Annotated in this window: 12 protein-coding genes; 9 read left to right on the forward strand and 3 right to left on the reverse strand. The window is 35.2% G+C overall.

All coding sequences use genetic code 11. From position 1 onward, the window contains the following. The first annotated feature begins 266 nt into the window (after window positions 1-266). The 3 genes from Q4503_RS11225 to Q4503_RS11235 are packed head-to-tail and all read left to right on the forward strand — an operon-like array spanning window position 267 to window position 3,814. Window positions 267-1,796 carry a cell wall metabolism sensor histidine kinase WalK gene (locus tag Q4503_RS11225; RefSeq protein ID WP_303602324.1) on the forward strand — a complete coding sequence of 510 codons (1,530 nt, stop codon included), beginning with the start codon at window positions 267-269 and terminating at the stop codon, window positions 1,794-1,796. After that, entirely contained in the window at window positions 1,793-2,428 is a 636-nt protein-coding gene (locus Q4503_RS11230; protein ID WP_215971951.1) for a hypothetical protein, read from the forward strand. The genes Q4503_RS11225 and Q4503_RS11230 overlap by 4 nt, the downstream gene beginning before the upstream one ends. Window positions 2,429-2,431: 3 nt before the next feature. Beyond that, the gene (locus tag Q4503_RS11235) at window positions 2,432-3,814 is read left to right on the forward strand and encodes a sigma 54-interacting transcriptional regulator (RefSeq protein WP_289847518.1); all 1,383 of its coding nucleotides are present in this window, start codon (window positions 2,432-2,434) and stop codon (window positions 3,812-3,814) included. 12 nt (window positions 3,815-3,826) lie between these two features. Here Q4503_RS11235 and Q4503_RS11240 read toward each other — a convergent pair whose 3' ends face one another. After that, window positions 3,827-4,477, reverse strand: coding sequence for a hypothetical protein (locus Q4503_RS11240; RefSeq protein ID WP_303602325.1), 651 nt, complete (start codon window positions 4,475-4,477; stop codon window positions 3,827-3,829). 305 nt (window positions 4,478-4,782) lie between these two features. Between Q4503_RS11240 and Q4503_RS11245 the strand changes: the two genes are divergently transcribed. Continuing rightward, a complete protein-coding gene (locus tag Q4503_RS11245) occupies window positions 4,783-5,472 on the forward strand; it encodes a 2OG-Fe(II) oxygenase (RefSeq protein WP_215971953.1) in 690 nt (229 codons plus the stop codon). Between the two features lie 110 nt (window positions 5,473-5,582). On the opposite strand, the gene Q4503_RS11250 is transcribed toward Q4503_RS11245, so the two are convergent. Then, on the reverse strand, window positions 5,583-6,122 hold the full coding sequence (locus tag Q4503_RS11250) for an isochorismatase family protein (protein ID WP_215971954.1): 540 nt from the start codon (window positions 6,120-6,122) through the stop codon (window positions 5,583-5,585). Window positions 6,123-6,247: 125 nt separating this feature from the next. On the opposite strand from Q4503_RS11250, the gene Q4503_RS11255 reads away from it, so the two are divergent. Beyond that, complete coding sequence (locus Q4503_RS11255) at window positions 6,248-6,520, forward strand: YfcL family protein (protein WP_303602326.1); 273 nt, start codon at window positions 6,248-6,250, stop codon at window positions 6,518-6,520. Window positions 6,521-6,569: 49 nt separating this feature from the next. Here Q4503_RS11255 and mnmC read toward each other — a convergent pair whose 3' ends face one another. Next, a complete protein-coding gene (gene mnmC / locus Q4503_RS11260) occupies window positions 6,570-8,615 on the reverse strand; it encodes a bifunctional tRNA (5-methylaminomethyl-2-thiouridine)(34)-methyltransferase MnmD/FAD-dependent 5-carboxymethylaminomethyl-2-thiouridine(34) oxidoreductase MnmC (RefSeq protein WP_215971956.1) in 2,046 nt (681 codons plus the stop codon). A 277-nt stretch (window positions 8,616-8,892) separates the two neighbouring features. Between mnmC and fabB the strand changes: the two genes are divergently transcribed. The 4 genes from fabB to Q4503_RS11280 form a co-directional block, all read left to right on the forward strand. Further along, a complete protein-coding gene (gene fabB, locus Q4503_RS11265) occupies window positions 8,893-10,104 on the forward strand; it encodes a beta-ketoacyl-ACP synthase I (RefSeq protein ID WP_215971957.1) in 1,212 nt (403 codons plus the stop codon). A gap of 140 nt (window positions 10,105-10,244) precedes the next feature. After that, the gene (locus Q4503_RS11270) at window positions 10,245-11,393 is read left to right on the forward strand and encodes a 4-phosphoerythronate dehydrogenase (protein ID WP_303602327.1); all 1,149 of its coding nucleotides are present in this window, start codon (window positions 10,245-10,247) and stop codon (window positions 11,391-11,393) included. Between the two features lie 44 nt (window positions 11,394-11,437). After that, window positions 11,438-12,457, forward strand: a complete 1,020-nt coding sequence (locus Q4503_RS11275) for an aspartate-semialdehyde dehydrogenase (RefSeq protein WP_215971959.1) — start codon at window positions 11,438-11,440, stop codon at window positions 12,455-12,457. A gap of 314 nt (window positions 12,458-12,771) precedes the next feature. After that, window positions 12,772-14,438, forward strand: a 1,667-nt coding sequence (locus Q4503_RS11280) for a FimV/HubP family polar landmark protein (RefSeq protein WP_303602328.1), incomplete at its 3' end; no start/stop codon positions are given.

Consider the following 14,438-nt stretch of genomic DNA (forward strand, 5'->3'; position numbering starts at 1 on the left):
CTATTTTGTAATTTGTTGTTTTTATTGGTATATTTTTTATTTTTAGGTGTTTTTCCTAATAGGTGTGTCTCTTTTTGGAGACAGGTTTATTGGTGTGATAAAGTTTTATGAAATTAAAAGTCCTTGTTTTAAAATAAATCTTTATAAATCAATGGGTAATAGAGTCGTTTTTTATTCTGATATTTGTCTCCAATTTGAGACATCATTGTATTTACATTAAAAATGACATAAAAAGGCGTTGAATTAATGATAAGGAGTTGTTCAGGGTGCTTTGGCTGAAGAAATTGAAGATCGATCTTGGTAGTAAATTAAATCGAGTAAAATCGTTATCAATAAAGACATTAACTTTTTTGGGATTTACACTCGTTGCATTGCCTTTAGTTTTAGCGCTTTTATACAGTGCTAAGCAGGTGAATGAACTCTCTAAGCAAGGGGCTAGTTCTATTTTTACTGTGGCAGAATTAATTAATACCAACCAAAAAATAAATAATACATTAAAGAAAATGGAAAGGTACGCTAGCCAATACTTAGTACTGCAAGATATTGAATTAATAGATAACTACATTATTGAACAACAAATATTACAGGCAACCAATGAGAAGCTACATCAGTTTGATGATAGGGTAATTAAAGAGTTGAGTGAACAGTTCTCAACAGCAATACTTCAGGTGCACCAGAGTATAATGATTCCTAGCACGACGACATTAAATACTGATAGTGTAGTGGTGGTAACGTCTTTAGAAGAATTACAGAGTCAGTTTAAACGGTTGATTAATATTAATGAGGAAATAGATACGCGTAGCCGCGAGTTTATCAGTCAACAAGCGCAAGGCATCAAAGATGCTACAGAGCAAGTAAGCCATACCTTATTACAAAGCCTATTTATTATCCCAATTTCATTATTAATTGCAGGGATATTTATTGTATTAATCACTCAGCCTCTCAAACGGTTAATTCTAAAAATAGGTAGACTTCAACAAGGTAATTTTGAACAAGATACTAATTTACCTACGGACTATGTTGCTGGTTTTCTTGAAATTAAAGAGATTAATGATGCATTAAATCGTATGAGAGGCCGCTTACATGCGCTAGAGTTACAAAAATCGAGCTTTATTAGGCATATTTCTCATGAATTAAAAACGCCATTAGCCGCAATACGAGAAGGTACAGAGTTAATTTATGATAACAGTGTTGGTTCGCTTAATAGTGATCAACAGGAGATAACTAAAATTATTCGTAACAGTACAACTCGATTACAACGGTTAATTGAAGAGCTACTTGATTTTAATATTGTTTTAGATTCTACAAGTTTGCAAGATAAGGAAACGATTAATTTGTCAGAACTTATTGAACAAGTCTTAAATGATAGAATACTCGATATTAAACGCAAAAATATCATAATAGAAAAAGATTACCCGAATATCACTATTGAAAGTAATATGAAGCAACTCAATGTTATTATTGATAATTTATTATCTAACGCTATCAAATATTCACCTGAAAACGGAATGGTAAAAATATTCGCGGTTATTTGTAATAATCAGTTGGTATTTTCCGTTAGCGATCAAGGGAGCGGTATTGAAAAAGAGCAACAAGGTAAAGTTTTTGATGCTTTTTATCAAGGAACACCAGCCAAAGATTATAATATTAAAAGTAGTGGTCTTGGTTTAACTATTGTGAAAGAACTACTGATGAGATTAAATGGTGACATTACGCTTATTAGTCAAACAAAGCCGCCTAGTGGTACAACAATGAAAATCATACTTAATAGTGTTGGTATTGGAGATAAGCAATGAATTTAGTTATAAATGCACAGGATATAAAGCAAGGCTTTAAATTCTATAAAGCTCTTTTTATTGTGTTTATTAGTATTGGAATTACTGCATGTCAAAATACTGTACCGATTGAGAAATCTTTATCGCCTCAAAGCACAGAAGAAGATGCCAATAATACGATTGTCACTAATACCGTTAGCTTTGGTCAGTATTATCTCAAACTTAAGACACTATCAGACGCTGAGCTGCAAAAAGAGATAGAAGAGCAACAGGCTAAAAAGCGAGCCGGTAATATTGAAGCTGGAATTAATTTAATTTTATTATATAGCTTGCCTAATTCTTCTATTCATAATGTTTATTCGGCTAAATCTCAACTAAATGAACAATTAAAAACGTATCAGAATTATCCATTGAGTACAGCTGATCAAGCTTTTATCCGTTTACTTAAAGATCAATTAAATCAGCAGTTATTCTTATTCCAGAAGTTAATTAATCAGGAGCTTGCTTATGATAAGCAAGTGACTAAAAATCGAATTAATGAGAAAAAGCAAGTGAATAAAATTGCAGCACTCGAATTAACCGTTAAACAGTTAACAGAACAAATAACTCAGCTGAAAAAAATTGAGCAAAATATTAGTGAGCATGGACAATAAATTATGAAATTATCAGATCATCAACCCATGACGAATATTGAGCAAGATAAAATTTTAATTGTTGACGATGATCCTAGCTTATTACGTTTATTAGGTATACGTCTATCTGCAGCGGGTTATTTAGTTGAATCTGCAGCTAATGCAAAAGTGGCATTGGGTATGTTAAAAAGTTTTCACCCCCAATTAGTGATTAGCGATTTACGTATGGAAGGAATGGATGGCATGGCGTTATTTGAACAAATACGTCAACAATCACCTAATGTCCCCGTTATTATTATGACCGCACACGGCACAATACCAGATGCGATTAATGCAACCAAACAAGGTGTTTTTAGTTTTCTAACTAAACCTTTTGAAAGCCAACAGTTACTTGAAACGGTTGCTCAAGCTATTCGTTTACAACCTTCAAGCTCTACTAATAAAGATAAAGAAGCGACATGGCGTGAGAAAATCATTAGTCGTAGCGCTATTATGGAATCGTTATTGCAACAAACAAAGCAGGTTGCTACAAGTGATTTTAGTTTACTTATCCATAGTGAAAGTGGTACTGGTAAAGAGCTATTAGCACAAGCAATTCATCAGGCAAGCCATCGTTCTGATAAACCATTTACGGCGATTAACTGTGCCGCAATTCCAGAACAGTTATTAGAATCAGAGTTATTTGGTCACGTTAAAGGCGCATTTACGGGAGCGGATAAAAGTTACCAAGGACTTTTTCAAGCCAGTAACGGAGGCACATTATTCTTAGATGAAATTGGTGATATGCCAATGGGATTTCAGGTTAAGTTACTCAGAGCTTTACAGGAAAGAGAAGTGCGTCCTGTGGGCAGTACACAAGCCGTTAAAGTTGATGTTAGAATTATTTCAGCTACTCATAAAAATTTGCAGGAAGCGATAAAAGAAAAAACGTTTAGAGAAGATTTATATTATCGTTTAAATGTGGTTGAACTAGAATTGCCGCCCTTAATAGAACGTCGAGAAGATATTCCTTTACTTGCTCAACACTTTCTTAATCATAGCAGTAAACAAACCAGTCTTGATATTAATGGTTTTTCGCAAGAAGCAATGGAGGTACTTATTGCTGCTCCGTGGCCTGGGAATATTAGGCAATTACAAAATGTTGTTGAGCAGAGTGTCGCTTTATCTCGAGAAAGTATAATTGTCGCGAGTTTAGTTAAAAATGCTTTGCGTGACGAAAGTAGTTCATTACCTTCATTTCAGCAAGCTAAAGATGAGTTCGAACGAGATTATTTAGCTAAATTATTAAAGCTAACGGAAGGGAATGTATCTCAAGCAGCTAAAATAGCTCAGCGCAATCGTACTGAGTTTTACAAGTTATTGAATCGACATCATCTATCTGCTGAAGCGTTTAGGGTAACTGAATAATATAAAAAATATTTAATCTTTTTTGACTTGTACAAAGTGAAGGCTAATTTTTCCTTGAGACGTCCAAGAGCAACGAGTACCTTGAGGAATAAATAGTGCTTCGTCTGTATTAATTATGTGTATATTTTCTTGTTCATCAGTACAAATAAGAGTGCCACATTTAACTAAAATGAATTCATTATAAGGAAAGGCAATAAGCCCTGTTTTAAATTGTCCTCCTTGCCATACTCCTGCGGTAAATTTTTTGTTATAGCTTTGATATTCAACCTTTTTTTTGTAACCGTCAGACGTGTCTTGCCAAGGAGTTTCATTTTTTTCATCAATAAAAAAAATATCTTTAAGTTTTTCTGATATAGGTAAGGACTGTTCCGATGCTAGGTAAGTAAGGTGAAAAGTGATTAAATTAGCACTTTGTTGCCATTGATAAGTATAACCTCGTGGAATCACAAAGCTTTCTCCCTGATTTACCTTATCAACTTTACCCGTAATTGTGTTCTTTATTTCAGCAGAGCCCTCTACTATAGTGACGAACTTATCGCTGTCATGTGACGTTGCTCTTTTCATATGATTATTACTATCTTGAATGCCGACACTGAGCCCTAGTAATTTATTTTCATAATAACTCTGGCTAGATTTATTGTGTGCTGATAGTTTTAATAACATTGTATTGTGATCCGTTGATTCTACACTATGGTTGTTAGGAAACTTGAAACTTGAAACTTGTTATTTTTTAAGCTTTTAGTTTGTAAAATATGAGCTCGTAAGGCACCTATGTTTAAGGTCTTAACTTTTATGTCTATCTCAGGTAAAAATAAAAGATAGATAAAGGGTTTTTATTAGTATATAAAACAGACGTTGAGATGAATAGCTGATATTGTGCATCAAAAGTTACTCGTCGCATATGTTCACAATTAGATTTATCCTTTTAATGTGGCTATTACTTGCCCAATTACACCATAGAACAGACCATGAACTTACCTAAAGCTAGCCTTCTTGACGATGATTCATCATTGTTTGAATCGCTATTTGAATTCATCGCGAATGATATTATTGAAAAAGGTTACAGTATTCGACCTTATGCATTACCTGAAAATTTAACCAATTTATTATTACACCATATTACCGAATTACCTGAATCAAACTTTAAACGGGCAGGTATTGGCCGCGCTAAAGATCATATAATTAATGATTTTATCAGAACAGATGAAATCAGTTGGATAACAGGAAGTAGTGAAGCTGGCAGTGCTTGGATATCATGGGCTGCGGCATTACAGGCTTATTTGAACAGACGGTTATTTCTCGGTTTATTTTCTTTTGAGAGTCACTTTGCTCGTTATACCAAAGGCGATTTTTATAAAAAACATAAAGATGCTTTTAAAGGTGAGGGAAATCGCGTGTTATCTGTTGTGGTATACCTTAATCAACATTGGTCAGCAGATGATGCTGGCGAGTTAGTGATATACGATAAAAAGCTACCAGCTTCAGCTGCTATTGATAACAAAAAAGTAACGGTGATCCCAAGTTTTGGCACAATAGTGGTTTTTTTAAGTGAAGAGTTTGTTCATGAAGTTCTACCGGCAAAACGTGATCGTTATTCTATAGCGGGTTGGTTTCGCTTAAATAATAGTATTGCTAATAATATTGATCCACCAAGTTAATCTTATCGCTTTTAGTTTTCTTTTAAATTTTTCTTAACTATAACTGTCTGTTAGAGGTCTCTGCTTGTTTATTAAATAGTACTTAGATTATATTAATCAAGCAGCACAGGTTATTTAACTAAATTAAGAATTTCTTTAAATTCACTGGCCCTGCAATCTTTAACAAGTTCATATAAACACATTTCTAGCCCAGAAATATCAAGGCCTCTATTAATAAGTTTTTTTATTGCTAACTCTTTATTAACAAGAGTTCTGGCCGATATGCAGTCTGTCACCAACTGTACTTTTAAGCCTAGTAGATGTAAATGCAATGCTGTTTGATAAACACAAATATGTGCTTCAATGCCGCAAATAAGCCAAGTATCAACATCTATCGTGTTAATTTGTTCGATGAATGAAGGCTCTGCGCATCCATCAAAAGTAAATTTAGTAATTGGAGAGTTGGTTGCTAGTAACGTTTTTAGTTCATCAGTGGTAGCACCAAGTTTATCAGGATTTTGCTCCAGTAAGATAACTGGTAAATCAAGCGCTTTTGCTCCTTTGATGAGTTTTTCACAATTCGAAATTAACGTGTGACTATCATGAACTAAGCGTGCCAGCTTTCCTTGGATATCAACAACAATAAGACCTGTTTTTTCTCGTTTTAGCATAGTCACACCTTAACTTTAAATTTTACTTGTGTTCAATATATCAATAACAATATTTGGATCAAGCTTATTTAATTTAATAGAATCGGTATAATACGAACCATGACGACAATAAAGAATAGAAAACCATGATAGAAAAAATAAATACGTTAAATGATCTTTACCAATATTTAGATAATCTTTTTGATCAAGATGTTGATAGTGATACGCTCTTTGCCGGAGGCTATCTTCGCGGTTTAGTTTCGTTGGCCGCAACCGATAGTGGGGATGAACAACAAGCTATGTCTGCAGCCTTAGTGGAAAATGTTTCACAAAGATTAGCAAATGCAAAATCTGAACTTAGTCCACAAGATAATGCGATAGTCCAAAATTTCTGGTCTGTTGTGCAAGGTTTAATGTAATACGGATTAAGTTTATACTCTGTTAATGTATCTGAGATCCGAGGTATTGTTAAATTTTTCGTCTAATAATATCTCGAATGACAAAACGATTTGGACTTAAATTGAAAAGCATTTCGTTATCAACAGGGTAGGGAGTACCACACAAGTCAGCTGCTAGAATATCGGCAGCCAATGGTGCTGAACATAGGCCTCTAGCACCAAAGCCCATCATGACATATAAATTATCAATAACCGGTGCAATTTGATCATACTTCCAATTTTTATCTTTGGCTAAATGTGGATATATTTCAATGTGTTTTTCAATATCAGGCATAGCACCCACTATTGGCATATGATCAGGGGTCATACAGCGTAACCTTGATTTACTTCTAGCAATGTCACTTGTATCCCAACCTATTTTTTGAGTTAATTCAGGTAAGCAAGTTGATAACATATTTAGATTGAATTGATCTTCTTCAGATGTCGTTGTGGTTCTTGTACAGTCTTTATTAAATGTAGCGCCAATAGCATGCATATTGTTATGTTGAGGGGTTAAATAACCTTTATGACATATCACTGTTGAAAGGTCACTGATACTTTCATTGGTATTCATGTTGGTTACTTGGCCTTGAACTGAGCTAAAAGGTAATTGTTTTACCCAGTCAAAATCAATTATTTCTGCGCCTCCACAAAAAACAACAACACAGGCATCGAATTCACCTTTATTTGTGAGTAACGTCCAGTTTTTCTGATGACTATTGTTAGGTTTACCTGTTTCTATTTTTTTTATTTTATTTACTAATATATTATTTTCAACTTTTAATCGACCAGTGGCTTTTGCTGCATTGATTATTTGTTTAACCGCATCTTGCGGTGATATCCAGCCTGCATGTGGCATAAATAAACCACCATGAGTTAACTCTATATTAGCTAACTCACTTGCCTTGTTAGCATCAACCCTATGAATTAGTTTTGTTGGCCAAGTGGCTAACTCATTAAACTTCTGTTGACGTTTTTCAAGTGCCTCTTTATAGGCTATTTCTAATAAGCCACACCATTGGTGAGGAAAACTAAAACCATCTTCAATAATCGTATTATAAAGTGTTTTAGCTCGCCAAAATGCTTGTTGATAAAACAAACTAATATCATCGGCTTGTTGGTGTAATAAAGGATATAAAGCACCAATTGCGTTACTTGATGCGCCTTGAGCAAGCGAGTTATCTTTACAGTAGATAGTTACTTTAATACCTTGTTTAGTTAAAGCTAATGCGGCACAAGCTGAAGCAATACCACCGCCGATGATGCTGACATGTTGCGGTTTAGTGATAATAGAGCGAAGTTGATAGCCTTTTTTTGAATAAGGATTTTGTTGAAAAACGCCAGTTAACATTTCGTGCTTATTACCGATACAGGCTGTTTTTTGTGTTCTAAAGCCAACGTCTTGCATTTGTCGTTTTACAAAACCAGCGACAGTAAAGGTGGCTATGCTAGCTTCAGGTTTCGATAAACGAGCTATTTGTTCGAATAATGCCTTACTCCACATTTCTGGATTTTTAGCAGGAGAAAAACCATCGAGATACCATGCGTCAGCTAAATCATTTTTTAGTGGATTAAGGTTGGATAACCCTTTGGTGGCATCATTAATAATAACAGTGAGCGTGACTTTATTATTAAAAAAACTAAGCGAAAACTCTTCAACGTTGTCGTTGTCACAAGATAACTCAGGATATTGTGCTAATAGTAAGTTAGAAAAATTAGTTAATTGTGGTAGTGCTTGCAGTGATTTAACCAACTGTTGCTTAGTAAGTGGAAATTTTTCAACGCTAATAAAAGATAATTCAGGTAATTCCTTATCTGTGACTTCTTGTAATAATTTATGGTACGCCTGTAAGGTCAATAGAAAATTAAGTCCGGTACCAAACCCAGTTTCCATAATCACAAAACGGTCATCTTTGTGCTTTATTCTATCACTGATATTGTTTCCTAATAAAAAAACTTGTTCGCTTTGTTGATATCCAGATTCACTATCAAAGTAAATATCAGTAAATTGTTTAGAATATGGCGTACCATCTTGCTGAAAGCTTAACTCAGGGGATGATCTAACAGGTTTTTTCAAAAGAAACTCAACTATATACAGTGCATAATGTCTGAGATTTTACGTTAATTTTAGCGTTAGATCAGCGTAATTACATTTTTATTATTGTGATAACGTAGATATTCTATCAGTAACATTATATTATGGTGTACAGGTGTACGCTGGTTGGTCTGTTTTTAGTTTACTTGTTGTACCAGTTATTAGATTAAGCTCAGTATAATACTCAGTATTTTTTGTGTATCAAAGTCTGAACTTTCCAAATTCGTACTTAATTTTTTATTAAACAATGGTTATTTAAATGAAACGTGTAGTAATCACCGGTATCGGTATTGTATCTAGCATTGGTAATAATGCTGATGAGGTTTTAACCTCTTTAAAATCAGGAAAATCAGGCATTACATATTCAGAGAGTTTTGCTGAACAAGGGTTAAAAAGTAATGTTTGGGGTAAACCTAACATTGATATTAAAGATCATATCGATCGTAAAGCATTGCGCTTTATGGGTGATGCAGCAGGTTATGCCTACATAGCGATGGAGCAAGCCATTACTGATGCAAAACTAACAGAAGAGCAAGTTTCAGATTTTAGAACGGGTATTGTTGCTGGTAGCGGTGGTGCGTCGTCAGCAAATATTGTTGCTTCTTGTGATACTTTGCGTAACCGTGGTATTCGTCGTGTTGGTCCTTACGCAGTACCTAAAACTATGGGTAGTACAGTTTCTGCTTGTTTAGCTACACCATTTAAAATTAAAGGCGTTAACTACTCTATCAGCTCTGCTTGTGCAACGAGTGCTCACTGTATTGGTCATGCCATGGAGCTTATCCAGCTAGGTAAGCAAGATGTTGTTTTTGCTGGTGGTGGTGAAGAAGTTGATTGGTCTTTAGCTATGATGTTTGACGGCATGGGCGCATTATCTGCAGGTCGTAACGATACACCTGAGTTAGCATCACGTACTTATGATGCAGACAGAGATGGTTTTGTTATTTCTGGCGGTGGCGGCATGGTTGTTGTTGAAGAATTAGAGCATGCTTTGGCTCGTGGTGCACATATTTATGCTGAAATTGTTGGTTATGGCGCAACATCTGATGGCTATGACATGGTAGCACCAAGCGGTGAAGGCGCGGTACGTTGTATGCAACAAGCAATGGAAGGCGTAGAAGGTGAAATTGATTATTTAAATACTCATGGTACTTCTACACCTGTTGGTGATGTTAAAGAGCTAGGCGCTATTCAAGAGTTGTTTGGTGAAAATTCCCCTGCAATTAGCGCAACAAAAGCAATGACTGGTCATGCACTAGGAGCTGCTGGTGTTCATGAAGCCATCTATTCAATTTTAATGATGGAAAATAGTTTTGTTGCACCATCGATTAATATTGATAACTTAGATGAACAAGCAAAAGGTTTGAATATTGTGACTGAGAAGTTAGACAAAGAGCTTAACTTAATTATGTCTAATAGTTTTGGCTTTGGTGGAACTAATGCAACGTTAGTGATGAAAAAATATAAATAATAGCCTTTAGCGAGGGGACTTAAATAAAGCCATATTAGGTATTTACTTATTATGGCTTTTTTATTGCTTGCCTCTGCAAGTGCAGTTACTCTATAACTTAGTTTTTGAACACTCCCGCTAAATAAATAAATGAAAAATTAATGAAAATATTCTTCGATGAAAACATGCCTTACGCTAAAGAGTTTTTTAACGATTTTTGTAAGGAAGGGGACTTGATACCTTTCTCTGGGCGAAACTTAACAGCAGAGCAAATAATAGATGCTGATGTATTATTGGTTCGCTCAATTACTAAAGTTAATGAAGCGCTTTTAAAAAAGAATAAAAAGCTTAGTTTTGTTGGTACCGCAACTATTGGGTTAGATCATATTGATCAAACCTACCTAGCTCAACGCAATATAGATTTTCATTCTGCACCTGGCTGTAATGCTATTTCTGTTGCTGAATATGTTATCAGTAGTTTGGTGGTGTTAGCAGAACGCTATTTATTAAATTTAAGCCTATTAACGGTTGGGATTGTTGGTGGTGGTAATACTGGAACACGGTTAAGTGAAAAGCTAACAGCGTTAGGTATTCCATATAAAATTTGTGACCCTTTACTTGAGCATAATAAAGAAGATACAAGAGACTTTTCATCGTTAGAAGAGGTGTTAGCGTGTGATGTTATTTCATTACATGTGCCTAAAATTACTGATGGTGATTATCCAACCTATCATTTATTAAATGAAGAACGCTTAGTTAAATTAAAAGACAATCAAATATTAATTAATGCCTGTCGTGGTGAAGTCATTGATAACCATGCTCTATTAGCATTAAAGTTACAAGGCCATGGACTAAAAATTGTGCTGGATGTATGGGAAGGTGAGCCGGAAGTATTAACGCCACTTATTGAACATACAGAAATAGCGACAGCACATATCGCAGGTTATAGCTTAGAAGGAAAAGCAGGTGGAACAGAAATGCTTTATCAGGCATTATGTCGCCATATAGAAAAACGTCAGAATATTAGTCTTGAGCCAAAACGTAAATTAATTAACTTTTTACCTCCTGCAAATATTTCAGAAGTAAAATTAAATCAAGAATTTAATGAAGAATTGCTAAACCAACTGGTAAAAATGGTTTACGATGTAAGACGTGACGATGCTATTTTCCGTCAGCACTTATCAATTAAAGGTTTTGATAGCTTAAGAAAGAACTATCCGGTAAGACGGGAGTTTTCAGCGGTACAAGTTACCTTGTCATCTAGTACCTCAAGTGATGTGCCACATCGCTTAGGTTTTAATAAAACATAAACTAGCATTAGTTTAGCTAAATTTAACGAAAAAGAGAGAGGATCATGGCACAGAAATTTGATGTATGCATACTTGGCGCAACAGGGCTAGTTGGCAAAACCATTATGGAAATTTTAGAACAAAGAAACTTCCCAATTAATAAATTATACCCATTAGCAAGTGCTCGCTCTGCTGGAGAATTTATTGAATTTAATGGCGAAAGCATTGAAGTGCTTGATGCAGATAAGTTTGACTGGAGCTTAGCGCAAATTGGCTTTTTCTCTGCTGGTGGTGCAACGTCAGCAAAGTTTGCACCTTTGGCTGGTGATGCCGGTTGTATCGTTATTGATAACACCTCTGAATTTCGTTACGACGACGATATTCCATTAGTTGTGCCAGAAGTAAATCCAGAAGCATTAGCTGAATATAGAAACCGCAACATCATTGCTAATCCTAATTGTTCAACTATTCAAATGTTAGTGGCGTTAAAGCCAATTCAAGATGCTGTAGGCATTGATAGAATTAACGTGTGTACTTACCAATCAGTTTCTGGTGGTGGTAAAGAATCAATGGATGAGCTTGCAAAGCAAACGGCTGATTTATTACAAGGTAAGCCAGTTGAATCTAAAAATTTCTCTCGTCAAATCGCATTCAATGTAATTCCGCAAATCGATGTTTTCCTTGAAAATGGTTACACCAAAGAAGAAATGAAAATGGTTTGGGAAACCAAGAAAATATTTGGAGATGATAACGTTTTAGTTAACCCTACGGCCGTTCGTGTTCCGGTATTTTTTGGTCACGCTGAAGCGTTGCACATTGAAACACGTAGCCAAATCTCGGTTGATGAAGTTAAAGCATTGCTAAGTAATGCAACAGGTGTTGTATTATGTGAAAATGATGAAGATTTCCCAACACAAATTGGTGAAGCAAGTGGCCAAGATGATACTTATGTCGGTCGTGTACGTGAGGATATCACCCATCCAAATGGTATTAACTTATGGATTGTTGCAGACAACATTCGTAAAGGCGCTGCTACTAATAGTGTTCAAATAGCTGAGTTGTTAGTGAAAGATTATTTAAGCTAATAAAATACGATAGAAAAGTAGCAAGCTCAACTTATCCATTATAGTTTACTTGTTACTCTTAAGAAAATTTAAAACTCGCCGTTAACATTGTATAAAATATGTTAATTGCGGGTTTTTTGTTTTATATCACTAAAATATTGAGATATTTACGTTGAATTTGCTATTATTCCTAATGACAAACTAATCGTTGTATTAAAGCGACACCTTTAAATGGAATGATTTTTGCTTATATTTTAAAGATTAACTATTATCGAAATATTGTCAAATAACTGACCTATAGCTAATTTTGCAAAACAATAACTAGGAAAACTTCGATGCCAAAATTATTACACCTGTGCCTACGGCAGGTTGTTCTTAGCATATCAATAGCTAGTATATTAAGCGCTAGCCTTATCATTACTAGTGTATCCGTTATTGGTTTCCCTACTTTTGCTCAAGAAGCTTTACCAGAAAGAGCTGGCGTTCGTATGTTAGGCCCTAAGGGATCAGATGTTGTACGTTATGAACGTTATGGCCCTATAAATAAAAGTGATACGCTATGGAATATAGCGTTAACCGTTCGACCTGATAATCGCTTAAGTGTTTATCAAGTGATGCAAGCCCTATATCAAGCTAATCCTAATGCCTTTGTTGATGGTAATCTTAACCTTTTAGTTAATGGCGAATATTTAAAGATACCATCGTTTGAATATATGATGTTAGTTGACACTAGTGCAGCAAAGAAAAAATCTAGTGAAGACGAACAAGCATGGAAAAACAACTCATCTAAGAAATCGACCTCAGCATCAAAAACAGCTAGACGGAATGTTAATAAACAAGATTTAGATACCGTAAAAGTCGAGCTCAATGATCAATTAGAAAAAATAGATAGTGAACAACAGTTACGCTTAGAAAATATCCAACAGGATATTTTAGATTCTATCGGTGGTTTACAAGCGCTTTTAAAAGAAAATGAGGCATTACGCCAACGTTTGTCATCTTTTAATGATCAATTAGACACAATGCAAGCAGAAGTCGCTAAAAGCAAAGAAATTAAGCTACAAATGGATGATATGATTCAATTGCAGCAGGCGTTACTGGCAAAAGCACAAGCGAGAGAAGAAGAACTACTTTTAGAAAAAGAACAAGCCAAGTTAGATGATAATATTTTTAGTAGTCAATGGTTTGTTGTATTAATGGCAACATTACCGGCCATTTTAATCTTACTTTTGGCTGCATTTATCCTGAAGCGTAGGAAAAAAGAGCCTGCAACCCTAGAAGATTCTCCAAAAGAGCCATTAAAAGAAAAAACTAAAGCTGACAAAGTCACAGAAGAAGTTGAAGCGCCTGAAGAATTGTCGCTCGACGATGAATTATCATTAGATGAAGAACTATCTCTGGATGAAGAGTTATTACTAGATGATGAATTATCACTAGATGACGATTTATCTAGTGATCTTCTTGAGACTGATGATAGCGATGTTATACACCTTGATGGTGACGATGACACATTAAATGACTTAGACGATTTAGATGACTTGGATGATCTAGACGACATGATACTTGATAAGGAGGTTGATGAATCAGCCTTACTTGAAGGTGGAGAGTTAGATCAATCTGCACTTGATTCCTTACTGGCTGGCAAAGATGAAGATAAAGACGAGTCTCCAGAAGATGATGTTTTAGCAAATAATGAACTAGATCAAAATGATTTGGATGACTTGTTAAGTGGGCTTGATGATGAAGCAAATATTCAGGAAGAGGAGCCTTTAGTTTCAGAGGAAGTAGCTGAGTCTGAAGTAACCGACCCAGATGATATTGATGCCTTGCTAGAGTCTATTGGTGTTGATGCGGATGAAGCTATTGCAGAAGAGGCAGCTGAGTCTGAAGTAACCGACCCAGACGATATTGATGCCTTGCTAGATTCTATTGGTGTTGATGCGGATGAAGCTATTGCAGAAGAGGCAGCTGAGTCTGAAGTAACCGACCCAGATGATATTGA

It is taken from the genome of Colwellia sp. 6_MG-2023 (assembly GCF_030547765.1).
GTDB lineage: Bacteria > Pseudomonadota > Gammaproteobacteria > Enterobacterales > Alteromonadaceae > Colwellia.